The organism is Marinitoga sp. 1155 (assembly GCF_001021175.1).
Lineage (GTDB): Bacteria > Thermotogota > Thermotogae > Petrotogales > Petrotogaceae > Marinitoga.
In genome coordinates, this window is the sequence record NZ_AZAX01000054.1 from 1 (window position 1) to 25,308 (window position 25,308).

Below are 25,308 nucleotides of genomic sequence, written 5' to 3' on the forward strand. Positions count from 1 at the left end.
GTATATGTTTATAATATTCTGCATTTTCTACTGTATATTCCATTTTTTCCATTGCATATGTCGTTAATACTAAATAACTATACATTATTGCTTTTATGTATTTTTCATCTAATCCCATGAATATTCTGTTGTCCATTTTGTTCAGTAGGCTTTCTATTTCTTTTGCAAAGCTTTTTATTTCTCCATCTGATAGTATCTTTCTTACCGCTATTTCTATTGGCTCTGGGTCTATGTATTCTGTTAGTTTTTCTTCTATGTATTCTGTGAAATATTCTGAGAATATTTTTTTCATTGAGTAATTTGGTATTTTTAGATATGTTATTATTCCTTTTTTTTCAAATGTCATGAATCCCAGATAGAATAATAATGATTTTATATCTTTTATTTCTATCCTTTTTCCTGGGTTGAACATTGTTGTTAGTTCTGTTAATTCTGTTTTTCCTGTTAATAGTATTTCATTTAATAGTTCCCCTATTATTCTTTTTGATGTTGTTTTTTCTCTTTCTTCTTTGGTTTCTTCTTTGTCTATTTTTACTCCAAGCAATTCTCCTAAGCTAAATAGATTTTGTACTTTTTTGTAATCACTCATTATGTTGTCGTCTATTATTTTTTCTGGTGGTTTTTTTTCTGAAAAATATTCTGTTATAAAATACCATGTCTGGATTATATACTCTTTCTTTTGCGTTTATGTTGAATATATATCCATTATAATTTTCCTGCATTTCTTTTAATAATTTTTCTGAATATATGTCATAATATTCCAATAATTCTTTTACTTCTTCTTCTTTGAATCCTAACATTTCGTTGAATTCTGGAGATAATGTTATGTTCATTGTTATATTAAAACCACTGGTTAATGAGTCCAGCATTATTGGACTTACACCTGTCATGAATAGTCTTTCTATTATTGTTTTTGTTCCTTTTTTTATTTCTTCGTAGAATTTTCTTACAAATCCATGTTTTGTTACACTGTCTTTGAATAAATCAAGGTTAAAACTCAATAATTCATTTGCAAAGTGATCATATTCATCTATTAATAAATATATTGGTTTGTCTAATATATCAATTGCATTATTCAAAAAAGCTCTAAGTATATCTGCTGGTTCTGTATATTCCTTTTCTATTTTTAATTTTACTTTATATCTATTGTTGAAATTTTCAAGCGAAACTATAATGTTATTTTTAAAACTATTTATTAATTTTTCTTTATTTTCTGTTTGTATTCCAGAAAAATTCATTTTTAAAATATAATAATTGTTTTTTAACGATGTTGGATTTTTTCCTATGTATAAGTCTTTAAATAATTTTTCAAATTTCTCTGCATAATTGATATCATAATACTTTGCAAGTGTATCTAAGAACAATGTTTTTCCAAATTTCCTTGGCCTTAAAAACACTATATTAGTTTCATTCAATGATTCTAATTTTTCTATATATCGTGTTCTGTCTATATAATAATAATTCTGCATTATTACCCATTCAAAATTTTGTTTTCCATATGGTATTTTTTTTTCATGGCTCACCTCCATATAACATACTTTCGGTAGGGCATTGGATTAAAAACTTTTGAGCTATCGCTCTCCTTTTCCCTTAGATTTTTTATACCTAAAAAATCTAAGCGTAAATGGAAGCCGTCAAAAAAACAGGACATTTTTTTTGAGTGAAGCTTTTTCATGGATGAAAAATCTGAGCGACGGCTGAGAATGAATAATTTTAAGGATAAGCAATCGAGCTGCCTGAGTGAATTTGACTTTTTAGACATCGTAATAATATCTTTATTTTAATTTTTTTATCTTAATATCAACATGAATTTAAAATATTGTTTTAGAATAATAAAAAACCAAATATCCTATTTGGATATTTGGTTTTTTGAATCAAAGATATATTTTTATAAAAATAACTCTCAAAAAATTTTTCAATGATACTATTTCTCTAAACATTCAGTTTTTCAGTATCAATAATAAAAGTCAAATTGGAATTTTGATTGATAATATTTTTTAAATATTCCCCTGCAGAAGTATCTGAAATAACCTCATCAGGTACCTTTTCTATTTTACTTTTATTTACTCTAATAATTTCCTTTACCTCATCTACAATTAATCCAAAATCTTTTTCTTTTCCTTTTACTATTATTATATTTTTTGAATTGGTATTCTTATTATTAAATTTTTCGCTTAAATCTATTAGGGATATTACTTCACCTCTGATATTCACTACATCTTTAACATTTTCGTTTTCCAACACTGTAACTTCTCTTACCTTTTCTATTTCTATTGCATAATCTTCATCAATTAACTTGAAAATTAAAAACAATTTTGACTCATCAATTGTCTCTTCATTTTTTTCATTTTCGTCTAATACAATTTTTTCTATTTCTATTCCCAACTCATCAAAAATTTTTTCTAAATTTAAAAGTGTAATTATTTCACCATTTAAATTTATTACTCCTGTAATTTTTGAATTTTTAGAAGTTACAGGCAATTTGTTTATAGACCCTATTTCTACACTTGTAATATTTTTTACTTCCTCTACATGAAGTCCAAATTTTATACCATTGATTTTTATAATTATTAATTCTTTTAAATCTAATTTATCTTTTTTAAATAACGCATTTAAATCTATAATTTGTATTATTTCACCTCTTAATGTCATAACTCCTTTTACGAAATTAGGCATATCTGGAACAGAGTAAATCATCGGTTTTTTTACTATTTCTTGCACATTTTCTACTGGGATAGCCATTATTTCATTTCCTAATTTAAATTTCAATATTTGAAGTAAATTTTCATACTCTTTTTTGGTATCTTCTCTTGTTATTTCTTTTGTATAATCTTTAAGATTTCCTTCAAAAAGATTATCTATTTCTATAACTTTATACAAATGTTCATTTTTTCTAATAACTGTTGAAAATTTATCATTATTTATTTTTTCTATTTCCTGATCTTCAACATCAATTATTTCAGAAGTATCATCAACTATAATGCCCAAATTACTTCCTTTTTTTGTTAAAATAACAATTTTCGAATCACTTAAAATAGTGTTTCCAAGACTTAGTTTATCTTTAATATTCATTATAGGTATAGTTTTATTTCTTAAATTAATAACTCCTATTATGTAATTATCAGAACCTGGAACTTTTACAATATTTTCATATTTCACAACTTCTTGAACATTAATCATAGGTATTGCATATTTTTCTTTATCTAAAATAATACTTATATATTGTGGCATTTTCTCACCACCTTTTAAATTTTATTTACTTTTTTACTCATTTACATTATACTACATTTTTTAATTTAATTTAAATTGTTCAACAATATCTTCTAACCTTTTAGCTAATTCTGTTGACTGTCTTGCTTCAGATGAAATATTTTCTATATTTGCTGTTTGTTCTTCGGACGCAGCATTAATTTCTTGGACAGATCCATTTATTTTCGTAACATTTTCAGACAAATCTGTCATTGCTGTTGCAATCTCATCAACAGATGCTGTTTGTTCCTCAACACTGGCAGCTATGCTCTCTAACTTTGCGGTAATTTCTTTTATTGATTTTAATATTTTACCTAAATTTTTACCTGCATCATTTGAAAGTTCTGAGCCCTCTTTTACTTTTTCATTTATAACACTTGAAACCTTCATCGCTTCAGTTGAAACAACCTGAACACCTTCTACTACTTCTCTGATCTCATCCGCTGCTTTTCTACTTTCTTCTGCTAAAACTCTGACTTCATCTGCAACTACCGCAAAACCTTTACCTGCTTCGCCCGCTCTTGCCGCTTCTATCGCAGCATTTAATGCCAATAAATTTGTCTGTTCTGCTATATTTGTAACTGTATCAACAAAATCTTTGATTTTTATTGCACTATCATTAAATTCCCTTACAACCTTCTCAATTTCAAAGGTAGTTTCTGTGATTTCTGCCATTTTATCTATAGCTTTCTTTACAGTATTTCCTGCTTCTTCAGCTTCTTCTGTCGATTCATGCCCAAATTGAGCAGCTTCTGTTGCACTATCAGCAATTAATTTTGTAGCTGAAGAAATTTCTTGAACCGATGCTGTTGTTTCTTCTATAGATGCTGTAACATTTTCCATCTCTGAAGCAATGTTTGTAATTGCTGTTGTTGTTTCTTGAGTAGCTTCTGCTGACACTTCTAACGTATCTGTAATTTCTTTCATTGAAGATATAAGAGTGATGCTTTCTTCTTTTAAGTCTTGCATATCTTTTTTAAGTTGTTTATGCATTTCTTTGAACATATTTATCAATTGGCCTAATTCACTTTTATCTTTAATATCTGTAATTTTAACTGTATAATCTTTTTCAGAAAGTTTCTTTGCATAATTCATTAATATTTTTAGCGGAGTTAAAATAGACATTATCAATACTATAGAGAATAATATGCCAATTATTAAGGAAATTACAATTACTGTTATACCAAATTTCTTAGACTTTTCAATCATCGCTTCGTTATTTATTACAATTTCTTCAGCTTTACTATCTATAGATTTTTGAAGTTTTTCAAAAGAAAGAATAGCTTTATTTCCAACATCTTTAAAATTCTTTGAATCTTTTTTTATTGCTTCAACAGAATCATATGTTTTCAATAAATCCAAGTATGAATTAATATTTTCAATGGTTTCTTTTTGTAATTTTTTCAAATCTTCATCCAAATCTAATTTTGATATATTATCAATAATCTCTTTTAATTTATTTTGAGCATTATTTTTTAGATTTTTATCATTAAATGCTAAATATTCTGCTATATTTTTTCTTGCTTCCATAAAATCTGTTGAATATTGTCCAATATTTTTCATGTTATTTGAAGCTAACATTAAAATATTTTCATTATTTTGAACAACAGAAAAAGCGTTGTTGCTAATTAAAAAAATAATTAACTGAGATATTAATAATACAAACACTATTAACCAAATTTTTGCTTTTAATGTCATCTTCCTTCCCCCTTTGAATGAATTTTATGAAAATGGGTTTTACTTGATAAACTATCATAGATTTCTTTTATCTCCAAATGATATTGTTTAAAAATCACAAGAATTTTCGGATGAAAATGTGAAGGCTCAACTCTTCCATCACCTTCTGTTATTATTCTATAAGCAGTCTCGTGTGAAAATCCTTTTTTATATGTTCTTTCTGAACGTAAAGCGTCGTATATATCAGCTAATGAAACAATTTGAGCTTCTATTGGTATTTCGCCATTTTTCAATCCAAATGGGTAACCACTTCCATCATATTTTTCATGATGATAAAGAGCTATATTTTTTGCTGTTTCAAAATATGGATCATCTAATAATTTAACGGCATATATTGTATGCATTTTTATTTCTTCAAACTCTTCATCTGATAAACTTTCTGTTTTTCTTAATAACGATCTATCTGTGAATATTTTTCCGATATCATGAAGAGGAGCAAAACTTTCTATTTCTTCCAATTTTTCTTCATTTAATCCAAATTTTTCACCAATAAATCTTGAAATTTTTCCAACTCTATATATATGATTACCTGTAATATCATCATGTGCTTCTGCTATTATTGAAAGTTTTGTTGCAAATCTTAAATACGCATTTTTTACTTCTCTTGTTAAAGATTTTTCCATCCAAAAAGCCTTTATTAAATTTCCAAATCCATCTAAAAGTTTAAATGAATTTTCAGAAAAATGTTTATTGCTGCTTTTATCAATATCCAATGAAATTTTAATCCATAAATCTTTGTTTAATTGTATTTCTTTAACCAAAGTTTCTTTTATGGGAACAGTTGCTTTTAACAATAGTTCAATATCTTTTTCAGAAAAATATTCACTTTTTTCAGTATAAAGAATATTTTTAACAATCCTTATATTTTCTTTGTTTGGTATATTCCCTATTAACGATTTTATTTTTTTTAATTTATTAATATCATGCCCTCGAGCAGCAATAAACTTTGTTTGTTTCTTTTTTATATCAATTAATATAATACTTCCATAATCTACTTCAGGTATTATACTTATTGCAACATCTAAAATTTGTTTGTAGAATTCATTTATTGAATTTGATGGTTTCAAATTGGACATAATTTCTATCATTTTCATAATATTATTTGAAAATTCCTCATTTTTCTTATACAAATCTTCTAACTCTTCGGTAATTGCTATTAATTCTTCATTTGTTGATTCTAATTTTTCATTTTTTTCTCTTAATTCTTTTGTTGCTTTTAATAATGATTTTCTATATATGTAAATCATTAATAGGGTTATAAATAAAATAAAAATTCCTATAAATAATATCCAAAAAATCCACTGAGGGATCTCATTTGTAATATTTAAAAAGTATTTATTTAATAATTTATAATAAATAGAAGACTCATCGTCTTTCCATTTATTTAAATAATGGTCTATTATTTGTATAATATTCGGATCTATATCTTTTTTAAACCCATATTTTATGTCAACAGGAAAAAAAGAGATTGAAGTTTTTTGAAGATTATAAACTTTTCCATTGTAAGTTCTACTAACAACACCAGCATAAGCAACTTTCCTTTTTACTGCTTCTAAAACTTCTTTATAGGAAGAATATTCAAGAAAATTTATATGTAAACGTAAGTTTTTAGATAGATTTTTAATTCCATCTTTTCCTGTATAATAAATATCATCTTTTACAACGGCTATCGGTTTATATCTTAAATCCAATATTGAATTAAAGTTACCATCATTAGTATATAAAATACCCCAATTTGCAAAAACAGTCTCGTTATTAAATGTTATATCTTTTTCACGGTCTTTTGAATACGCAATATCAACAAGAATATCTATTTTCCCTTCTTTTAAATCTTTATATAAACTATCAAAAGCATCAAATTTATATGTAATTTTCCATTTTTCACGTTTTGAAATTTCTGATATTAAATCAACAACAAACCCGCTATACTCATTATTTTCATAATAAGTTAAAGGTGGATTATTGTATACTCCTATTATTAAGTTTTCAGAAAAGGATGTTGTGATAATAAAAAATATAATAAATAAAAGATAGTTTATTTTATAATTCAACTAACATCCCTCTTTTCAATATATAAATTTTTTTTGACCTTAATGTTAATTTTTTTTTTTTTTTTTTTTTGAATTATATAAAAACAGGTTTTCAATTAAATTACATTATAGCAAATTGAAAGTAAAGAATTGATGTGTAATCGTTACTTTATATTAATATAAAAATGTATTTGATTCATTTTTATAATTAAAAAATGTTACACTATCTTTGAATAACTCAAGATTGAAACTCGATAATTCATTTGTAAAATAATCATATTCGTCTATAACTAAACAAAATTGTATCTATTTAGAAATGCAATATTAATATTAAATATCAAAAAAACTTGACATTTTGTCAAGTAAGTTTTATAATTACAATAGGAGGGAGTTTTATGAAAAATAAATTAAAGGTATATAGAGCAATGTTTGATATAACTCAAGAGGAATTAGCAAAAAAAATAGGGGTTTCACGACAAACAATTAATTATATAGAAAAAGGTAAATATTCTCCATCAGTATCATTAGCTTTAAAATTAGCATATTTTTTTAACTGTAAAGTGGAGGATTTATTTGTTTTAGAAAAAGAAGATTTAAATGAAAGCACTTTAACGAAAGGAGTGAATTAAAGTGAAAAAATATTTTTTTATTTTTGAAATATTTTTAATATTTTTCATTACTCAGTTAGTTGCAATAAACAAATGGTTCAGTATTTTATATATAATAATAATAGGAATAGAAATATATAAAGATATATTTTCAAAAAAAATAGATGAAATGGAACGTTTTTTAAGATATAAAACTTCAAATATTACATTATACACATCTATAATTATTTCTATTTTTTTTCTGACCCTTTCAAAAATTCCTATAAAAGAAATATTTTTCTTTTATACATTGTTTCCACTACTATTAAAAAATCTACTTTATATTGGATATTTATATGAAAGAGATTTAGTTATAAAAAGAACAGGTTATACAATGTTTATTGTTTTAACTGTTTTTACATTGCTTTCAAATGGTTTTACAAAGAATATGATAATTCAAATGTTGCCATGGTTATTTTTATTAATAATAATTCATATAGCTATTAAATACAGGTTTATAGGTTCAATATTATTTTTTATTGCTTCGATATTTTTCACAATTATCATGTTTAAAAATAAAATAGATTACATAAGAATTCTAACATATTCACTGGTGGGTACTCCCATAATTTTTATGGGATTTCAAACTTTTCGAAAGGAGTGAATAAAATGAAAAAAGTTTTATTGATTATTGTCATTGTATTTATAACTCTTTATTCTTTTTCCAACAATTTCACTTATTCATTTGGCTTAGAACTTTCAGGAACTTTTTATCCCTTCATAGGTGTTTATTATAATATGGATAAACTCAAATTAGGTGGATCTCTTGGATTTATATGTGCTAAAAATGATAAAATTTCCACACAATGGAATTTCTTATTTTCACCATCAATAAATATTGGATATTATTTAACTGATGATTTTTTACTCCAAACAAACATTAGAGCAATAATAGTCTTTCCTTATCAAAATGAACAATTATATCTAGCAGGATTTGGTGCAAAATATTCAATACCCATAACTAATTATAAACTTAATATTGCATTATCCGGTAATTTTATACTTCCATTAAGTGCAGGTAAAAAAGCCTATGAAAGAAAAAAATTTTATCCAATTCCGTTTATTCTGGGAGAATATGAGTTTTGAGGTGAAAGCCTCATTTTTTTAATTTATATCATAATTTAATCAATAAATAAAAAATTCATTTTTAGATATGATATAATACAATAAAATAGAATGTCTATTTCGATTGTTTTACTTTTTAGACATCGTATAATTGTAAATAATCTGATAGATTAAATATAACACTAATTTTAGAAAGAAGGTGAGTATATGGAATTAACGTCAAGTCAGATTTTCACATATGGCGTTTTGGCTAGTATTATCGCCGGTAGTGCTACCGCACTTGGGACATTACCCATATTTTTTATGAAAAAAACAATGACAGAAAAACAACTTGATATGGCATTAGGCTTTGCAGCAGGAGTAATGCTTGCTGCCACAATGTTTTCTTTAATAGTTCCGGCTATTGATTTAGGTGGTGTAACGATTACTGTCATCGGTATAATAGTAGGAGCGATAATTTTAGAATTAATGGATACGTTTGCTCCACATGAACATTTTTTAAAAGGACATGAAGGTCCGAATATGGCAATTGTAAAAAAAGTGTGGCTCTTTGTTATAGCTATAACACTTCACAATTTTCCGGAAGGTATGGCTGTTGGCGTAAGTTTCGGTGGAGGTACTACTGAAATGGTAAAAAATGGTATTGTAGTTGCTACAGCCATTGGTGTTCAAAATATTCCAGAAGGAACAGCAACTGCTGTGTCTTTTTTGAAAGCAGGATATTCTAAAAAGCAGGCTTTTTGGTATTCTGCTTTTTCAGGATGGGTTGAACCAATTGGAGGTTTAGTCGGTGCGGGATTTATTGTTTTAATGAAACCAGCATTACCGTTTTTCCTTGCTCTTGCAGCGGGGGCTATGTTGTATGTTATTAGTGATGAAATTATTCCAGAAACACATTCTCATGGTTATGAAAGAGCTGCAACCTTTTCGTTAATCATTGGTTTTCTTGTAATGATGACACTTGACAATGCTCTTGGATAAGATGTGGTGATGGTGTTACAGGTATGATTTATTTATGGATGATTATAAGAATAACTTTGCTTGGATATGAAAGAATAGCAGGAAAAAAAATAGCTGATAATGAAGATGCAATCCTTTCTTCATGGGCATTTTTCTTCTTTTCGTTTTTATCTTTTTTCCCGTTTTTTAATTATATAACGTTATTTTCTTTAAAAGCTGCTATTTTTAGTGGCAGCATATATTCTTTATCTTTTTTCTTATACGTTTATGCATTGGCAAATGAAGATGCCTCTGTTATTGCACCATTATATAATATGAATGTTATTTTCCTGATAATAACAACCTCAATATTTTTAAATGAAAAAATTACAATTACAAAAATCTCAGGTAGTTTATTAATGCTATATGGCGTTTCATATTTAAAAAAGGACATTAATTTGAAAGAATCCTATAAAAATATTCTTAAAAGTAAAGGCGCTGTTGCCATGTTACTATCCTCAGGTTTAATGGCAATTGGTCGAACAATTGATGGATATTTTATAAAAAATACAAATTCTTTAAGTTATTCTATCTCTATATACTTAATAGTAAGCGTATATTTTTTCATTATAACAATAATAAAATACAAATCAATAAAACCTCACATTTCTATAATTAAAAGAAAATTTTCTTCATTGGTTAGTGGAGGTATTTCAAATGCATATTCATATATTGCTTTGCTAAATATGTTCAAATATATTGATGTAAGTATTGCCGAACCTATATCAATGACTTCATCTTTAATAACAGCTTTTTTTGCAAAAGTTATTTTTAAAGAAAATGTTGCTATCAGAGTTTTTGGAACTATTCTATTAATATTTGGTGCATTTATAATATACCTATAATCATAAAATATGGGATGTCAAAAAAGTCTCAAATTAAAAAATTGGATTTTAATAAAAAAACTTTTGATCTATCGCTCTCCTAAAATATTTTGATATTAAAAATAAATATGTTATAATTAGTATAACAAACTAAATTTAAGGGGGAAGATTTTATGGAATATAGAAGACTTGGAAAAGCGGGAATAAAGGTAAGTGAATTATCTTTTGGTTCATGGTTAACATTTGGCAATCAGTTAGATGTTGAAAATGTAAAAGCCTGTATGAAAGAAGCATTTAATCACGGAGTTAACTTTTTCGATAATGCTGAAGCATATGCAAATGGACTTTCAGAATCATTAATGGGTATGGCTTTAAAAGAATATAGAAGAACAGATTTAGTAATTTCTACAAAAATTTTCTGGGGTGGAAATGGACCAAATGATAGAGGATTATCGAGAAAACATTTATTAGAAGGAACATGGAATTCATTAAAAAGATTACAATTAGACTATGTAGATTTAATTTTCTGTCACAGACCTGATCCAGAAACTCCTATAGAAGAAACAGTTTTTGCTATGGATTACATAATTAGAAATGGTTTGGCTATGTATTGGGGAACATCGGAATGGAATGCAGAGCAAATAGAGGCAGCATTTGAAGCAGCTAAAGAATTAAATTGTATTCCGCCGACCATGGAACAACCTCAATACAATATGTTTGTAAGAGAAAAGGTTGAAAAAGAGTTTAAAACATTATACGAAAAATATGGTCTTGGATTGACAACCTGGAGCCCTCTGGCAAGCGGTATATTAACAGGTAAATATAATAACGGAATACCTGAAGATAGCAGATTGTCAAAATTTTCTCATTTAGCTTCACATTTAAAAGAAAAAGGACTATTAACAGATGAAAATATTGAAAAAGTTAGAAAGTTATCTGAAATTGCAAAAGATTTAGATGCAACTATGGCTCAATTAGCATTAGCATGGTTGTTGAAAAACAAAAATGTAAGTACTGTAATAACTGGTGCAAGCAGAGTAGAACAGGTTAGAGATAATATGAAGGCAGTTGAAATAAAAGAAAAACTTACAGATGAAATAATGGAAGAAATTGAAAAAATATTGAATAATAAACCAGAATAATTATAATTAAGCAGCTGATTTCTCAGCTGCTTTTTTTAATATATTTGCAATTGTTTTTTAATATTTTATAGTTGACTTAAACCAAAAAAAGAGTTATAATAAAAATGAAATCATTATAATTTTATAAAAATATCATGGAGGTGTTTTAAATGGCAAATATACCATTAATAGGAGAAAAATTCCCAGAATTAGAAGTTGTTACAACACATGGAAAGATGAAATTACCAGAAGTTTTTAAAGGAAAATGGTTTGTATTATTTAGTCATCCAGCAGATTTTACACCTGTTTGCACAACAGAATTTGTAGGATTCCAAAAAAGATATGATGAGTTTAAAAAGTTAAACACAGAATTAATAGGTTTAAGTATTGATCAGGTTTTTTCTCATATCAGTTGGATTAACTGGATAAAAGAAAAACTTGGTGTAGAAATTCAATATCCTGTAATAGCTGATGATAGGGGAAAGGCCGCAGAAAGATTAGGATTAATTCACGCTTCAGCTTCACACACAGTTAGAGCTGTATTTATTGTAGATCCAAATGGCACTGTAAGAGCAATTATTTATTATCCACCAGAATTAGGTAGAAATCTGGATGAAATTTTAAGAGCAATAAAAGCACTTCAATTATCTGATAAATCTAAAGCTGCAATGCCTGCAAATTGGCCAAATAATGAATTAATAGGAGAGAAAGTTATTATTCCACCTGCTTCTAATATGAAATCAGCAGAAGAAAGACTTAAAAATTATGAAGGTTATGATTGGTGGTTTGTTTATAAAAAATTAGAAGATTAAATAAAAAGGCTCCCGTAGGGAGCTTTTTTATTTTAATAAACTTCAGCTTGTTCAAATTATATTTATTATAAAAGCATTTTTTATGTTATAATTAAAGTAATAAACATCTTGGTGGTGAAAGTAATGAATAATATAAAAAAAGCTTTTATAAAAATTGGGTTCATATATTTTTTAATTCCTATTTTACTATTATCCACATATTTTTCTGCAAAAATTTATTATATGAATATTAGAAATGAAACCAACTTAATAAAAACAAAAATAATAGATTTAAAATCAATAATAAATTTAAACCTTCAAAATAAAGTAAACTTATTAAATACAGTTTCTGATAAAATAAAAAGCAGCGATAATGTTAATATAAATGAAATATTAAAAACAACATACGAATTTTATAAAGCAGATATAGAATACATATTTTTTGCCGATAAATCTGGACAGTTATATATTTATCCTGAAATCAGTATTCCAAAAAATTTTAATTTTAAAGATAAAAAATGGTATAAATATGCTTTAAAAGAAGAGTTTTCTCTTACAAATTCATATGCTGATATTGAAAAGACAAAAATAGTTATAACTATATCTAAAGCTGTATTTAATGAAAACAAAAAATTAATTGGTGTTTTAGCTTTTGATTTAAAATATGATAATTTACTTAAAATATTAAAAACTTTTAATTTAAAAGAAAATGAAAATTTATATATTATAAATAATGACGGGGAAGTTATTTTTAATAATTCAAATGTAAAAAAAATGAATGATTTAATAAAAAAAGGGTTGATAAATGATTTTGGCTCAATAAAGGAAAATGGAAAAACTTTTTATTATGCTAAAATAAATAATATTTATTTAGTCTATCAATTTGATGATAAAAATATTATTAAAAAGGCTTTTATAAGATCAATTTCGTACTTTTTATCTTTTCTCATTATAATATTTATTATTCTTTATCTTTTAAAAAGGTATTTAATAAAAGAAGTTATATCTCCTATAAACGCATTATCCAAAATAATAAAAGATTTTACATTAAATCTTAATAAACAAAAATTTGAAGGCTTTATTTTACCTACATCAAATCTCCAAGAAATTAATGAAATAAGCATATCTTATAGCAAACTGTTGAGTAGCGTAACAGCTTCTATTACAAATTTAAAAATGCTAAATAATCAGCTAAAGTTGATGTATTCCACTAATGAAAAGATTAATAAAACTTTTTATAATTTTTTATCTTTAATAAATCAAATAGATAATGAAAATTTAAATATAGATGAATATTTCAAATCTGTTTTAGAACATTTAATTCTTCATATAAAAGAAGCAAAATATGGGAGTATGTCAATTTTAAAAGATAATAAATGGGAATATATAGCTGCTGTTGGACATGATATTAACATATTAAAATCATTAAATATACCTGTTAATAATTTTGATTTTTCTGATTTCTATGAAGCAGTAAAAATTATAACTTACAATGAAATATTTGAAATAGACAAAGAAAATATTGATACAGAAATTTATAATAGTTTAAAAAAAGCTACAAAAAAATTTGAATATGCAATGTTATATTCTTCAAAATTAGAAGGTTGCTTATTACTTATTTCATTGGAAACACCCGATGAAAAAGGTTTTTCAAATGAAAGTAAAAAAATATTTAAAGCTTATGCAAATCTTGCAAAAATATTTTTAAACAAAAAATTTGAAATGACTAAAATAGAGAATATTTATTTTAAATTTGCAGAAAAGTTAGCCTCTATAGCTGAAGGACACGATGATATCACAGGAAAACATATATATAGAGTAGGAGAAATATCCGCTTTTATTGCAGAAAAAATGGGATACGACAAAAATTTTATCAACAAAATAAGAAAATTTGCACCACTTCATGATATTGGCAAAGTATATATTCCATATGAAATTCTTACTAAAAAAGATAAACTAACCGATGAAGAATGGGAAGAGATGAAAAATCATCCTTTATACTCAAAAAAATTATTATCTGGCGACGATTACTTTAAAGAAGCATTAAATATAGCTTTATATCACCATGAAAATTGTGATGGTAGTGGTTATCCATTTGGTTTAAAGTGTGATCAAATCCCTATTGAAGCCTTAATAGTTAAAGTCGCTGATATTTATGATGCTTTAAGGGATGATAGACCCTATAAAAAAGCTTTTTCTCACGAAAAAACTGTTCAAATTATATTAAAAGGAGATAATAGAACAATGCCTGAACATTTCCTTCCAGAAATATTAAAATTATTTGAAAAACATAATAAAGAAATAAATAATATTTGGGAAAAAATAAATAAATTCGGAGGTGACATTAATGAATTTAAAATTTGAGGCTGTTGATATCAAATTTCCATCTGATTGTAATGTTATTGTTGGACAATCTCATTTTATAAAAACGGTTGAAGATATATATGAAACTATCGTAACAACAGTTCCACAAATGAAATTTGGTTTTGCTTTCAATGAGGCAAGCGGACCACGATTGGTTAGATTTGATGGAAATGATAAAGAATTAATAGAGATTGCTATAGAAAATGCTAAAAATGTTGGAGCAGGACACTTTTTTATTTTGATAATAAGAAACGGGTATCCTATAAATATACTCTCGAGATTAAAACAAATTCAGGAAATTGTAAATATTTTTGCAGCAACAGCAAATCCTCTGCAGGTATTGGTGGCTGAAACAGATTTAGGAAGAGGTGTCATTGGAGTTGTTGATGGACAATCGCCATTAGGAGTTGAAGGAGAAGAAGATAAAAAGAAAAGATATGAATTTTTAAGAAATATAACTGGGTATAAAAGATAAAACTGGGTAATTCCAGTTTTATCTTTTATATTAAAAATGCCTGGATTTTATCCAGGCCATTTTGGTCGGGGAGACCGGAGTCGAACCGGCGACCTTCAAATCCCGAATTTGACACGCTACCATCTGCGCTACTCCCCGATATACAAATTATATTATAACATAAAATAAAAAATGTGGTATAATTTAATATGAAAATTAATTTAAATTTTATAATAGGAGTTGATACCATGAAAAAATTATTAGTTTTTACATGGATTGAAACATGGGAAAATCTTTTTGGTCAAGATAAAATAGAACAAGTATTGAAAAAAAATAATATTGATAAAACCGATAAAGGAAATCCTTTAGCTGATTTTGATGAAAATTTACTGGAAAAGATTATTAAAGATATTGCAGACTCAGTAGGAATATCTCGTTTTGAAATGATGAAAAAAACCGGTAGAGAAAATATAAATACTTTCTCAAGATGGTATCCTCTTTTCTTTAAAAAACCATCTGCATTATCATTCTTAGCAGCAATGGATACTGTCCATTTATTACTAACAAGAAGATTGAAAGGATTAGTTCCTCCACGCATTATTTATGAACCAATAAATGAAAAAAGTGCTTATTTAACCTATAAATCTAAAAGGGATTTTTCTCCGTATTTTCTTGGACTAATTGAAGGAGTATCTGATTATTTTAATGAAAAAATTGAAGTAATCAAAGTTGAAGAAAAGCAGGAAGAGGGTTTAAATGTTTTAAAGGTTAAAATTATTGGTGAAAAGCCTTATGTAAAAATTGAAAAAATGTCTATTTTTAATATATTATCTTTAGGTATTTTTAAAACATTTGAAAAGTTGTTCGTGGTATTAATGCCTATTTTTGCATTTATAATATCTTATTTTTCTTTTACATTTATTGATAATAAATTATTCGCTGGATTATTTACAGCTATTATTATGGGAATTTTAACTTTTTTAGGTGTTTTTGATTATAGAAAAGGTAGAAATATAATAAAAGATATATTTAAAAATTATAAAAATAAAAATTTTGATTATCCTGTTGTAGTAAAAGGTGCAAAAGAAATTTCTGAAATTACCGATGAATTCTATGTATTAACCGATGAATTAAGAAAAATTTTACTTGGAGTTACCGGAGATGTTCAGGAAATTGAGGGTTCTGTAAATTCTGTAACAAACTCTGCTCAAAATTTAAAGGACTTAATTGATACTATGCAGGACCTTGCACAACAGGTCGCAGATACATCAGTACAGATTAGTTCAGATACAGAAAATGTATCTGAAGCTATAAATTCTAATGTTGAAACATTATCTGAAATAGTAGAGAAAGAGAACGAAATGGTAAATTCTTTGAATAATGCTGTAAAGTCAATAATAGATTCATCTATAAACGTTGAAGAATCCTCTAATGGTATATTGGAAATGAGTGATAGATTTAAACAATTGGTTGATCTTGGAGATAAACTTCAAAATGAAGCCGAACAAATAAAAGAAATTGCCGGAGCTGTTATGAGTATAGCAGAACAAACAAACCTATTAGCTTTAAATGCTGCAATAGAAGCTGCAAGAGCGGGCGAAGCAGGAAAAGGTTTTGCTGTAGTTGCTGATGAGATTAGAAAATTAGCAGAAGAATCGAAAAAATCAGCAAATAATATATCAGAATTTTTAAGTTCTGTTTCAGCAGGAATAAACGATTTAACCCAAAAACTTACAAATGAATTCAATGAAATGAAAAAACAATCGGAAATGTTAAAACATAATTCAACTGAAAATAAAGTTGCAAGTGAAGAAATTTCAAGAATTTCATCTGAAATGAGCATACTAATATCCAGGTTAAAAGAGGAAGAATCAAAATTAGAAAACACCACACAAAATATAGAAAGCTTACTTGCAATATCTGAAGAAAGTGCAGCAACAGCACAGGAAATAAGTGCTTCAATACAAAACTTTTTAATCAATACTAAAGAAATATTAGAAGAGGTTGATAAAATCGGTAGTTATATAAAAATTCTTTATGATAATTTTGAGGGTATAAATATATAAAGGGGGAATATTGATGAATAATATTGTATATCAATTAGCCATATATCTTGGAACACCTTCATTTTATAATATACTTGGGGATTTGTTACTAAAAGAATCAAAAAGTACAAAAATGGTTATTGTACGTTCAGAAAAGGATAAATGGATTATTCTTGATTCAAAAGGATATAATCCAGAACAATTGTCTTATGATACATTTGAAGAATTACTTCTAAAACTTGAAGAAGTTAATATATTAAGATTCCCATTTAACACATATCTTCTTTTTGATGGAAAATTTAAGGATAAAAATATGATACGAATGATAAGTATGCTATTTGATAAAGAAGAAGAATTATATGAAAAATATAGACTAGAAATGGTTGTTGACAGACTCTCATATCAATTATCCGGTATAGAAAGTATTGTAAGAATGCTATCAAAAAAAATGGACGAAAAAATTTTTATGGATACATTATTAAGCAGTATTTCTGAAATATTTTTTTCCACAGCCGGTTTATACTCTACTGATAAAAAATTACTAAAAAAATTCGGAAAATTAAGCCTTCCAGATGAATTAGAACTTTTCGAAAATATGGAAAAGAATTTAAATGATGGAAAGGCTTTTAATATATTTAATTTTACAGATGAGCAAAAAGCATATTATGAAGTATTTAATATAAAATATATTATGCCATATTTAAAAAATGGCATTTTAGAATATATTCTGGTTATATCAAGAGATACTGAGTTAGAAAAAGAAGAGGCAGATGTTTTTGAAACTGTACAAAAAATTACAAGGTTTTTCTTTGAAGAAAATACAACAGAACAAGAATGACCTTGTATCTTATATATTAAAGTCTCCAATTAAAAAAAGTGCCAGCTGGCACTTTTTTTAATTGTTATGATCTTGGTTGAACAACAAATTTAATAGCAGTTCTTTCTTCACTATCGATTTTAACATCTACAAATGCTGGAATACATACTAAATCAATACCACTTGGCGCAACATAACCTCTTGCAATTGCCACAGCTTTAACTGCCTGGTTAACTGCTCCTGCACCAATAGCCTGAATTTCGGCTTTCCCCTTTTCCCTTATAATTGCGGCTAATGCTCCTGCTATAGCTATAGGTTTTGAGTTCGCAGCAACTTTTAATACTTCTACTTCTGCCATAAATCTTACCTCCCTTTTTTTACTACTATTTCTACGTGTATTAGTGGAATTGGCGCACCTGGAGGGATTTGAACCCCCAACCTGCGGATCCGAAGTCCGACGCTCTATCCAATTGAGCTACAGGTGCGTCTCAACATATATTATACTTTAAAATTGTATTTTAATCAAGTCCCTAAGAAAAATTTTTATATTTTATTCAAAATATGAATGATTTTTTTAAATAAATTTGGTATAATAGCTATGGGTGATAATATGATAAAAATTCTATTGATTTCCGACATACATATTCCAACAAGAAATAGATACGAAAATTTAGGGAAAATTAATTTTTCTGAATATGATTATGTAATAGCAACAGGTGATTTTGTAGAGGAAGATGTTTTGTTTTATTTCCAAGCACAAAAACCCATATTTTATGGAGTTTTTGGTAATGTTGATTATTATGATATAAAATATGCTTTACCGGAAAAAAGGGTTATAAGATTAGAAAATTATAATATAGGTATGATTCATGGTCATCAAGCTGGTTGGGGCGATCCTGAAAAATTAATAAAAAGATTTCAAAAAATTGATATCCTTATCTATGGTCATTCACATAGAAAAAGCGATATAATTATCAATGGGATAAGATGTATAAATCCAGGTGCTTTTTGTGAAATGAGTTATGCAAATTTATATATAAGGAGTGATGAGATATCATTAAAATGGATGCAAGTTTAAATTTGAAAATAGAACAGATTAAAGCTGAAATAAAAGAAATTGTAAAAGACAATACTTTATATGTAGCTTTTTCTGGAGGAATGGACAGTACCATAGCAGCTTTTTTAGCAAAAGAAGCACTTGGCCCAGAAAAAGTTAAATTGGTAAACGTTTTGTTTGGTCCGTTTGCATATTCAAAAAGTGTTGAGTCTGTATTAAAAACCGCTGAAGAATTAGGATTAGAAATAGAATTTTCAGACAAACATCAGGCTCAATACAAAATAATGAAAAAGGGGCCAAATTGCAATCAATGTACAAAACAGTTAAAAATGTCTGGCGTAAAGGATATTGCAAAAAATAATCTGGTTGCAACCGGAGCAAATCAATCAGACTCATGGGGTAAAACGTGCATAAAAGTTATGAATAATCTATATTCACCTATTATTGGATTAACAAAAGATGAATTGAGAATGATAGTGAAAAAATATAATTTAAATATAAGACGTGTTGGTGAAAACGCTCACAGAGAGGGTTGTAAATTAAAACATTTATTGAAATTATTGGTTAATATGGACTATCATGGAAGAGCCGTTTCTTTTGCAAATGAAATAATTCATGATATTTTAGATAAATATGATTATAAACGTGAAATTGCCAACGTAAAAATAATAGGACCTTTATCAAAAAATATAGCTTTAATAAACATCAAGCCACATCCTCCTAAAGAAATATATGATGAAATTGTAGAGATTTTAAAAAATGAAAAAAGCATAGATGAAGTATATTATGTAAATAAACCCATAGAATTAACCGTTATTGCAAATCCAGGAATATATGGAAATGAAGAGTCAAAATATTGGATAGAAAAAGGAAGATTGCAACCAGAATTCGCAGCTCCAATAAAAATATTATGGAAAAAATCTAAAAATGATAGATTATCTACATTTCATGTTGCGGATTTTCGTTTTATAGAGGAGTGATTTTTCTGAATTATTTATTACCACTAATTTCTGGTATATTAACAGGTCTTTCGATGCCCGGAAACCTTTTTTCATTTTTTATCTGGTTTTCTGTAGCCCCATTTTTATATTCATTTTCAAAATCTAAAGGTACCTTTGAAAGATTATTTAAAGTTTTTTTATATTCATATTCTTTAATGTTTTCCACATTATGGTGGGAAATACCTGTGTTGACAAAAAATATTCCAGAGGTAATTAATTCATTTCCAGGATATATAGGTTTTCTTTCTTTTCTTCTAATGATATTTATTTTAACATTGCCATATTATATTATCTGGTTTTTAGGTGAATTATATTTTAGAAAATCGAGAGTTATAAAATTTAAATCGCTCATATTGTTTTCAGTTTTTTCATATGCAGCAGCAGAAATATTAAAAGAATTTGGTGATTTTGCTTTTACAGGGGGGAACCTTTCGGATGCTTTGTATTTACATACTGGATTTTTACAAATTTTACCATATACAGGTACAATCGGATTAACCATTTTAATACTGACTGTTAATTCTATAATAGCCTTTATTCCCAATAGAAATAGAAAAAAATATGCAATTGTAATAATAGGTATATTATATATAATAAATTTTTCTATAAACGAAAAACTACCATTGATAAAAACAGATAAAAACTACATAAAGGTTAGTGTTTTTCAAACAAATGTTCCACAGGAAGTAAAATATTCTGATAATACTTGGAGCTCATATGTTGAAATATCAAATTATTTACAGGAAAATAATGATAAAACTGATTTGCTAATTTTGCCCGAAGCCGTATTTATAAGAGATATTAGAGATTCCGATATATTCAGAATAATACAGGAAGCTGTAAAAATTTCAAATAAAAATTGGATAATAGGTTTTCCAACTGTTGATATTGAAAAAAGAGAGTTTTATAATAGTGCTTTATATATAAATAAAAATGGTGAAATAGAAAAGATATATAATAAAATAAAACTAATGCCATTTGCAGAATTTTTGCCATATGAAAGTGTATTTAGAATATTTTCATTCTTTAAACTGGTAAATTATTATACTCCAGGTAAGGAATTTTCCACACTAAATATAAAAAATAAAAGATTTAGTGTTCAAATTTGTTTTGAAACTTATTTTCCTGAAATATCAAGGAACTTTGTAAAAAATGGTGCACAATTTCTAATAGCAATTTCAAATGATGGTTGGTTCAGTCATAAAACAGCATTAATTCAACATTTTTCAAAGAGTATATTTAGAGCTGTTGAAAATAGAAGAACTTTTATTCAGGTTTCAAATACTGGTATTACTGGAATAATCGATAAATATGGTAGAATCGTCAAAACGCTTCCTATTAAAACATATTCAAATGAAAATTTTTATGTTCAGGCAGAAAATACAAAAACTTTTTATACACAATATGCTAATGTTATAATAATATTAGTATTAATATTAGCAATATTATTTAGTTTAATATAATAACCAGTTTAATATTATAAGGGGATGATTTTATGAAAAAATTGTTCATAATTTTGTTAGTATTAATTTCTTTTGTTTTAACAGCATGTTTTGAAACATATTCAAATGATAAAATATCAAAAATAACATTCTATTTAACAGATTCTCCAGATGAAAATATTTCAAAAGCAGAAATATTAGTAAAAGAAATAAAATTAACTTCAGATTCAACAACCATTTATTTACTTAATAATGAAACTATAGACTTTCTAACACTTGCTGGAAATTTGAAAAAATTAAAAGAAATTTCAATTTATGAAGGAAGTGTGTTAAAAAATTCAAAGATAGAAATAACTCTGGATTCAACAATAGATATAGGAAATAAAGAAATTTCAGTAAACTCCACACGAATTTCTATTGATTTAGATACAACAGACGTCCTTTCTGGTAGGGAGTATAATATTATTATAGATCTTGATTTGGGCGTATCTCTTAACGGTAATATTGAATTCACACCCTTCTTTAGAACCTGGATGGTTTTAGATTCTAATGCAGCATATAAAGATATAGACGGATATGTATATAACAATAAAGATTCTGAAATTGGACAACCCAATAGAGTTGTAGCAATTATGGAAAAACAGGACTTAAATAAAATATTATTATTATATTCAACGATAACAGATAAAGATGGTTATTTCAAATTTAATAAAATAAAGTTGGATCCATTAAAAAATTTAGAAATAGGGGTTTTACAGTCTAACACTAATGTTGGTCTAGATGATAATCAAAATGTTGATGTCAGCTCTGTTTTAATTTCTGAAAGTTCAACTACGTTAAATTCTAATATAACAACAATAAATTTATATATTGGTGAATAAAAGGGGGCAAAAAAATGAAAACATTACAGGATGTAATAGAAAAAGCAAAAACTGTTAGTAAAAAAAAGGTAGTGGTTGTTGGTGCAGAAGATAAAGAAGCATTAATAGCTGTGTCAAATGCATATGATGAGGGATTTATTGATCCTGTATTAATAGGTAAAAAAGAAATTATTGAAAAACATCTAAAAGAATTAAATAAAGAATTTGATATTGTTGATGTTAAAACAGAAGAAGAAGCTGCAGAACAAGGAGTAAGATTGGTATCTTCTGGTGCAGCTGATATAGTAATGAAAGGATTAATAAAAACTTCTAAATTATTAAAAGCTGTATTAAACAAAGAATGGGGATTAAGAACAGGTAGTGTATTAAGTCACGTAGCATTAATAGAAACAGACGCATTGAATTCGTTAAAATTAGTTACCGATGGTGGTATGATAATAAAACCAACATTAGATCAGAAAGTTGCTATAATAAATAACGCAGTAGAATTAGCTCATTCCATGGGAATAGAAACTCCAAAAGTTGCTTTATTAGCTGCTGTTGAAGTAGTTAATCCAGACATGCCAGAAACGCTTGAGGCTGCAATAATAACTCAAATGAATAAAAGAGGGCAGATAAAAGGATGTTTAGTAGATGGTCCATTAGCCCTTGATAATGCTTTAAGTGAAATGGCAGCTAAAATTAAAAAGATAAAAAGTGATGTTGCCGGAAATGCTGATATATTAGTTGTTCCTGATATACATGCAGGAAATGTATTAGGAAAATCTGCAGTATATTTGGCAAATGGAAAAATAGCTGGACTTGTTCTTGGTGCAAAAGCGCCTATTGTTATAGTATCAAGGGCTGATACCGCAGAATCAAAATTAGCATCATTGGCATTAGCTGTATTAAAAGCTAATTGAAAACATTTTTGATGAAAGTTAATTGATGAAATTATTGATAAATTCTTATAACAAAATCCCCGAAAACGGGGATTTTTTGTATTATATCTTTAATTTATACGTTTTATTCTTCAAGCGAACTGGAGAAACTTTGTTTTGTTATTTTGTTAGATATTTAATTGTATTAATAGCAAGTTGTGCATCATCTCCCCATTGCCAGCCATTGTGGAGCAAGTCGCCGGTATCTCCAGTTCCATCATCAAATGGAGAGCTATCTCCAATTGCAACCACTTTTCCTTTTCCATATGTAGTAACAACCATATATGGTTTGTTTTCAGAATTAGCAATTAACACTTTCACTTTGTCATTTAATACTTTTATTGATGAGCCATTCCATACACCTATTTTTTTAATTCCTTTTGTTATTTCATGATTATAAACATAAGCTAATGGTGCTTCTTCTAAATCATCTCCAGCAAATTTAAATCCAAAATTTTCAACGAATGTGTTGAAAATTTTTGGCGAATCCCATCCATTTCCGTTTCTATCTGAATTTCCATGATCGGATATTATAAATAATGATCCACCATTTTTTACAAATTTCAGTATAGCTGATATCTCAAAATCTTTGAAAGGTTTGTTTGGTTCTGGAATTATCAGAATTTTATACATATTTAAAATATCTTCATTGAAATCTTCTTTTATTTCTTCAACCTTTAAACCAAGATTTTTTGCTGCATCTGCAAAATCTGAATATCCACCATTGATTACCCAATCTGCATTTCCTGCTGTTTGACCATGGTTGTTGTCAAATAATACTCTATTTGCATATGAATCTTTTTCTAAATTCAACTTTATAATTTTCATTCCCATTTTGTTATTATTTTTATCTGAAATTGATCTTAAAACCAATTTTGAAGCATTATTTAATGAATCTAATTTTAATTTTAGAATTTTATTATCCATACTCAATTCATATTCTAAAATATTTGATTTTAAAACTCTAACTGTTTTGTTTAAGATAATACTATTTTCAAAAATTTGTTCGTTAAATTCAACATAAATATAATTATCTTTAATTGAATATGTTTTTACTTCAGGTGGAAATACATCATCAACATGTATATCATTCATATTTCTTGGCCAGAGTTCATAATACGACATGTATTGTCCTAATACTCCAACAGCTTCCATGTTTATTCCAACCTTAAAAAATGATGGATTTATTCCAGTATTTTCTCTAATAAATACCATACCTTTACCACTACCATCATCAATATATATTTTTCTCATATCGAATTTATCAATTTCAACAATTTTTCCTTTAACCTTTAAAAACATTCCTTCATAATTTTCGTTATTAATATCAACAGTTTTTATTTTAATTGGTTCTGGTAAAGGATTATTTTTTGATATTATTTTATAATAGTGTGAAGAATTATCTTTTTCTAAAACAAGTTCTTTATTGTTTCTGTGTGTCCATAAGTAACCTTTTGCTTCTACAAGATCGCCTCTTTCTACGTTTTCAAACTGGCCACCTCTAAAATAAAGATTAATTCCACCTGTTTTATCCTGTAAGAAAATGATGTTGACATCAAAAGGGCCAGGTTCAACGGTTACTATTCCCCTGATTGTTACAGTTTGTAAGTCTTTTAATTCCCGAACTTTTGAAATATCTGATATAGTTGCAAAACTTAAAGTAGTTAAGATAATAATAATAATAAGTGTTATGAATTTTCTCATTTTCTATCCTCCTTTTTTAGCGTCCAATTTTTAATATTATTTAACATGGGATTATATCATATTTTTTCAATATTTTTTAAAAGTTCTAATAGTTTAGAAGATTTTTTATCAATAATTTTCCAGAGTTCTTTAACATCTTTTTCGTATTTTTTCAGTATAT

The 25,308-nt window shown here is 26.7% G+C and carries 22 protein-coding genes, 2 tRNA genes and 1 pseudogene; 16 read left to right on the top strand and 9 right to left on the bottom strand.

Annotated features, from left to right (window positions below):
- From X274_RS12270 to X274_RS11885, 5 genes and pseudogenes are all read right to left on the bottom strand, one after another.
- Positions 1 to 589 (bottom strand): annotated as a pseudogene (locus X274_RS12270) (AAA family ATPase); the annotation flags it as partial.
- A complete protein-coding gene (locus X274_RS12275) occupies positions 582 to 1,529 on the bottom strand; it encodes an AAA family ATPase (protein ID WP_052913309.1) in 948 nt (315 codons plus the stop codon). The gene X274_RS12275 and the pseudogene X274_RS12270, both read right to left, overlap by 8 nt.
- 403 nt (positions 1,530 to 1,932) lie before the next feature.
- Positions 1,933 to 3,231: a chemotaxis protein CheW gene (locus X274_RS10755; RefSeq protein WP_047266840.1), complete on the bottom strand. Its 1,299-nt coding sequence runs from the start codon at positions 3,229 to 3,231 to the stop codon at positions 1,933 to 1,935.
- A gap of 60 nt (positions 3,232 to 3,291) precedes the next feature.
- On the bottom strand, positions 3,292 to 4,947 hold the full coding sequence (locus X274_RS10760) for a methyl-accepting chemotaxis protein (protein WP_047266841.1): 1,656 nt from the start codon (positions 4,945 to 4,947) through the stop codon (positions 3,292 to 3,294).
- Positions 4,944 to 7,037 carry an HD domain-containing phosphohydrolase gene (locus X274_RS11885; RefSeq protein WP_084822737.1) on the bottom strand — a complete coding sequence of 698 codons (2,094 nt, stop codon included), beginning with the start codon at positions 7,035 to 7,037 and terminating at the stop codon, positions 4,944 to 4,946. Before X274_RS11885 ends, X274_RS10760 begins: the two co-directional genes overlap by 4 nt.
- Before the next feature lie 374 nt (positions 7,038 to 7,411).
- On the opposite strand from X274_RS11885, the gene X274_RS10770 reads away from it, so the two are divergent.
- From X274_RS10770 to X274_RS10810, 9 genes are all read left to right on the top strand, one after another.
- A complete protein-coding gene (locus tag X274_RS10770; protein ID WP_047266842.1) occupies positions 7,412 to 7,645 on the top strand; it encodes a helix-turn-helix transcriptional regulator in 234 nt (77 codons plus the stop codon).
- A gap of 1 nt (position 7,646) precedes the next feature.
- Complete coding sequence (locus X274_RS10775; RefSeq protein ID WP_047266843.1) at positions 7,647 to 8,267, top strand: hypothetical protein; 621 nt, start codon at positions 7,647 to 7,649, stop codon at positions 8,265 to 8,267.
- Positions 8,268 to 8,272: 5 nt separating this feature from the next.
- On the top strand, positions 8,273 to 8,749 hold the full coding sequence (locus X274_RS10780; protein WP_047266844.1) for a hypothetical protein: 477 nt from the start codon (positions 8,273 to 8,275) through the stop codon (positions 8,747 to 8,749).
- Positions 8,750 to 8,935: 186 nt separating this feature from the next.
- Positions 8,936 to 9,709, top strand: coding sequence for a ZIP family metal transporter (locus tag X274_RS10785; protein ID WP_047266845.1), 774 nt, complete (start codon positions 8,936 to 8,938; stop codon positions 9,707 to 9,709).
- Positions 9,710 to 9,732: 23 nt separating this feature from the next.
- Entirely contained in the window at positions 9,733 to 10,572 is an 840-nt protein-coding gene (locus tag X274_RS10790; RefSeq protein WP_047266846.1) for an EamA family transporter, read from the top strand.
- A 152-nt stretch (positions 10,573 to 10,724) separates the two neighbouring features.
- Positions 10,725 to 11,693 carry a potassium channel beta subunit family protein gene (locus tag X274_RS10795; RefSeq protein ID WP_047266847.1) on the top strand — a complete coding sequence of 323 codons (969 nt, stop codon included), beginning with the start codon at positions 10,725 to 10,727 and terminating at the stop codon, positions 11,691 to 11,693.
- Positions 11,694 to 11,842: 149 nt separating this feature from the next.
- Positions 11,843 to 12,484: a peroxiredoxin gene (locus tag X274_RS10800; RefSeq protein ID WP_047266848.1), complete on the top strand. Its 642-nt coding sequence runs from the start codon at positions 11,843 to 11,845 to the stop codon at positions 12,482 to 12,484.
- A 123-nt stretch (positions 12,485 to 12,607) separates the two neighbouring features.
- Positions 12,608 to 14,827 carry an HD domain-containing phosphohydrolase gene (locus tag X274_RS11725; RefSeq protein ID WP_052913310.1) on the top strand — a complete coding sequence of 740 codons (2,220 nt, stop codon included), beginning with the start codon at positions 12,608 to 12,610 and terminating at the stop codon, positions 14,825 to 14,827.
- Positions 14,811 to 15,302: an adenosine-specific kinase gene (locus X274_RS10810; RefSeq protein WP_047266849.1), complete on the top strand. Its 492-nt coding sequence runs from the start codon at positions 14,811 to 14,813 to the stop codon at positions 15,300 to 15,302. The genes X274_RS11725 and X274_RS10810 overlap by 17 nt, the downstream gene beginning before the upstream one ends.
- A gap of 62 nt (positions 15,303 to 15,364) precedes the next feature.
- On the opposite strand, the gene X274_RS10815 is transcribed toward X274_RS10810, so the two are convergent.
- A tRNA-Pro gene (locus tag X274_RS10815) sits at positions 15,365 to 15,440 on the bottom strand.
- Positions 15,441 to 15,529: 89 nt separating this feature from the next.
- On the opposite strand from X274_RS10815, the gene X274_RS10820 reads away from it, so the two are divergent.
- Positions 15,530 to 17,347: a heme NO-binding domain-containing protein gene (locus tag X274_RS10820; RefSeq protein WP_047266850.1), complete on the top strand. Its 1,818-nt coding sequence runs from the start codon at positions 15,530 to 15,532 to the stop codon at positions 17,345 to 17,347.
- 13 nt (positions 17,348 to 17,360) lie between these two features.
- On the top strand, positions 17,361 to 18,164 hold the full coding sequence (locus X274_RS10825; RefSeq protein ID WP_047266851.1) for a hypothetical protein: 804 nt from the start codon (positions 17,361 to 17,363) through the stop codon (positions 18,162 to 18,164).
- A 64-nt stretch (positions 18,165 to 18,228) separates the two neighbouring features.
- Here the strand turns inward: X274_RS10825 and X274_RS10830 are convergent, their stop codons facing one another.
- Both X274_RS10830 and X274_RS10835 read right to left on the bottom strand, forming a co-directional pair.
- Positions 18,229 to 18,501: a stage V sporulation protein S gene (locus tag X274_RS10830; protein ID WP_047266852.1), complete on the bottom strand. Its 273-nt coding sequence runs from the start codon at positions 18,499 to 18,501 to the stop codon at positions 18,229 to 18,231.
- Between the two features lie 50 nt (positions 18,502 to 18,551).
- A tRNA-Arg gene (locus tag X274_RS10835) sits at positions 18,552 to 18,628 on the bottom strand.
- Between the two features lie 80 nt (positions 18,629 to 18,708).
- Between X274_RS10835 and X274_RS10840 the strand changes: the two genes are divergently transcribed.
- From X274_RS10840 to X274_RS10860, 5 genes are read left to right on the top strand one after another with little or no spacing between them, the layout of a single operon-like run.
- The gene (locus tag X274_RS10840; RefSeq protein ID WP_084822739.1) at positions 18,709 to 19,221 is read left to right on the top strand and encodes a metallophosphoesterase family protein; all 513 of its coding nucleotides are present in this window, start codon (positions 18,709 to 18,711) and stop codon (positions 19,219 to 19,221) included.
- On the top strand, positions 19,206 to 20,180 hold the full coding sequence (locus X274_RS10845; protein WP_047266853.1) for an ExsB family transcriptional regulator: 975 nt from the start codon (positions 19,206 to 19,208) through the stop codon (positions 20,178 to 20,180). The genes X274_RS10840 and X274_RS10845 overlap by 16 nt, the downstream gene beginning before the upstream one ends.
- 53 nt (positions 20,181 to 20,233) lie before the next feature.
- Positions 20,234 to 21,664, top strand: coding sequence for an apolipoprotein N-acyltransferase (lnt, locus tag X274_RS10850; protein ID WP_047266860.1), 1,431 nt, complete (start codon positions 20,234 to 20,236; stop codon positions 21,662 to 21,664).
- Between the two features lie 32 nt (positions 21,665 to 21,696).
- A complete protein-coding gene (locus tag X274_RS10855; RefSeq protein WP_047266854.1) occupies positions 21,697 to 22,524 on the top strand; it encodes a DUF4382 domain-containing protein in 828 nt (275 codons plus the stop codon).
- A 14-nt stretch (positions 22,525 to 22,538) separates the two neighbouring features.
- Complete coding sequence (locus X274_RS10860) at positions 22,539 to 23,426, top strand: bifunctional enoyl-CoA hydratase/phosphate acetyltransferase (RefSeq protein WP_047266855.1); 888 nt, start codon at positions 22,539 to 22,541, stop codon at positions 23,424 to 23,426.
- 138 nt (positions 23,427 to 23,564) lie between these two features.
- On the opposite strand, the gene X274_RS10865 is transcribed toward X274_RS10860, so the two are convergent.
- Positions 23,565 to 25,148, bottom strand: coding sequence for a Gldg family protein (locus X274_RS10865; protein WP_047266856.1), 1,584 nt, complete (start codon positions 25,146 to 25,148; stop codon positions 23,565 to 23,567).
- Positions 25,149 to 25,308: the final 160 nt, after the last annotated feature.

What these genes read in the sequence shown, in the direction of transcription:
- X274_RS12275 (WP_052913309.1), bottom strand. Translation starts at nt 1,529, where the DNA reads ATGGAGGTGAGCCATGAAAAAAAAATACCATATGGAAAACAAAATTTT.
- X274_RS10755 (WP_047266840.1), bottom strand. Translation starts at nt 3,231, where the DNA reads ATGCCACAATATATAAGTATTATTTTAGATAAAGAAAAATATGCAATA.
- X274_RS10760 (WP_047266841.1), bottom strand. Translation starts at nt 4,947, where the DNA reads ATGACATTAAAAGCAAAAATTTGGTTAATAGTGTTTGTATTATTAATA.
- X274_RS10770 (WP_047266842.1), top strand. Translation starts at nt 7,412, where the DNA reads ATGAAAAATAAATTAAAGGTATATAGAGCAATGTTTGATATAACTCAA.
- X274_RS10780 (WP_047266844.1), top strand. Translation starts at nt 8,273, where the DNA reads ATGAAAAAAGTTTTATTGATTATTGTCATTGTATTTATAACTCTTTAT.
- X274_RS10785 (WP_047266845.1), top strand. Translation starts at nt 8,936, where the DNA reads ATGGAATTAACGTCAAGTCAGATTTTCACATATGGCGTTTTGGCTAGT.
- X274_RS10790 (WP_047266846.1), top strand. Translation starts at nt 9,733, where the DNA reads ATGATTTATTTATGGATGATTATAAGAATAACTTTGCTTGGATATGAA.
- X274_RS10795 (WP_047266847.1), top strand. Translation starts at nt 10,725, where the DNA reads ATGGAATATAGAAGACTTGGAAAAGCGGGAATAAAGGTAAGTGAATTA.
- X274_RS10800 (WP_047266848.1), top strand. Translation starts at nt 11,843, where the DNA reads ATGGCAAATATACCATTAATAGGAGAAAAATTCCCAGAATTAGAAGTT.
- X274_RS11725 (WP_052913310.1), top strand. Translation starts at nt 12,608, where the DNA reads ATGAATAATATAAAAAAAGCTTTTATAAAAATTGGGTTCATATATTTT.
- X274_RS10810 (WP_047266849.1), top strand. Translation starts at nt 14,811, where the DNA reads ATGAATTTAAAATTTGAGGCTGTTGATATCAAATTTCCATCTGATTGT.
- X274_RS10820 (WP_047266850.1), top strand. Translation starts at nt 15,530, where the DNA reads ATGAAAAAATTATTAGTTTTTACATGGATTGAAACATGGGAAAATCTT.
- X274_RS10825 (WP_047266851.1), top strand. Translation starts at nt 17,361, where the DNA reads ATGAATAATATTGTATATCAATTAGCCATATATCTTGGAACACCTTCA.
- X274_RS10830 (WP_047266852.1), bottom strand. Translation starts at nt 18,501, where the DNA reads ATGGCAGAAGTAGAAGTATTAAAAGTTGCTGCGAACTCAAAACCTATA.
- X274_RS10840 (WP_084822739.1), top strand. Translation starts at nt 18,709, where the DNA reads ATGATTTTTTTAAATAAATTTGGTATAATAGCTATGGGTGATAATATG.
- X274_RS10845 (WP_047266853.1), top strand. Translation starts at nt 19,206, where the DNA reads ATGGATGCAAGTTTAAATTTGAAAATAGAACAGATTAAAGCTGAAATA.
- lnt (WP_047266860.1), top strand. Translation starts at nt 20,234, where the DNA reads ATGCCCGGAAACCTTTTTTCATTTTTTATCTGGTTTTCTGTAGCCCCA.
- X274_RS10855 (WP_047266854.1), top strand. Translation starts at nt 21,697, where the DNA reads ATGAAAAAATTGTTCATAATTTTGTTAGTATTAATTTCTTTTGTTTTA.
- X274_RS10860 (WP_047266855.1), top strand. Translation starts at nt 22,539, where the DNA reads ATGAAAACATTACAGGATGTAATAGAAAAAGCAAAAACTGTTAGTAAA.
- X274_RS10865 (WP_047266856.1), bottom strand. Translation starts at nt 25,148, where the DNA reads ATGAGAAAATTCATAACACTTATTATTATTATTATCTTAACTACTTTA.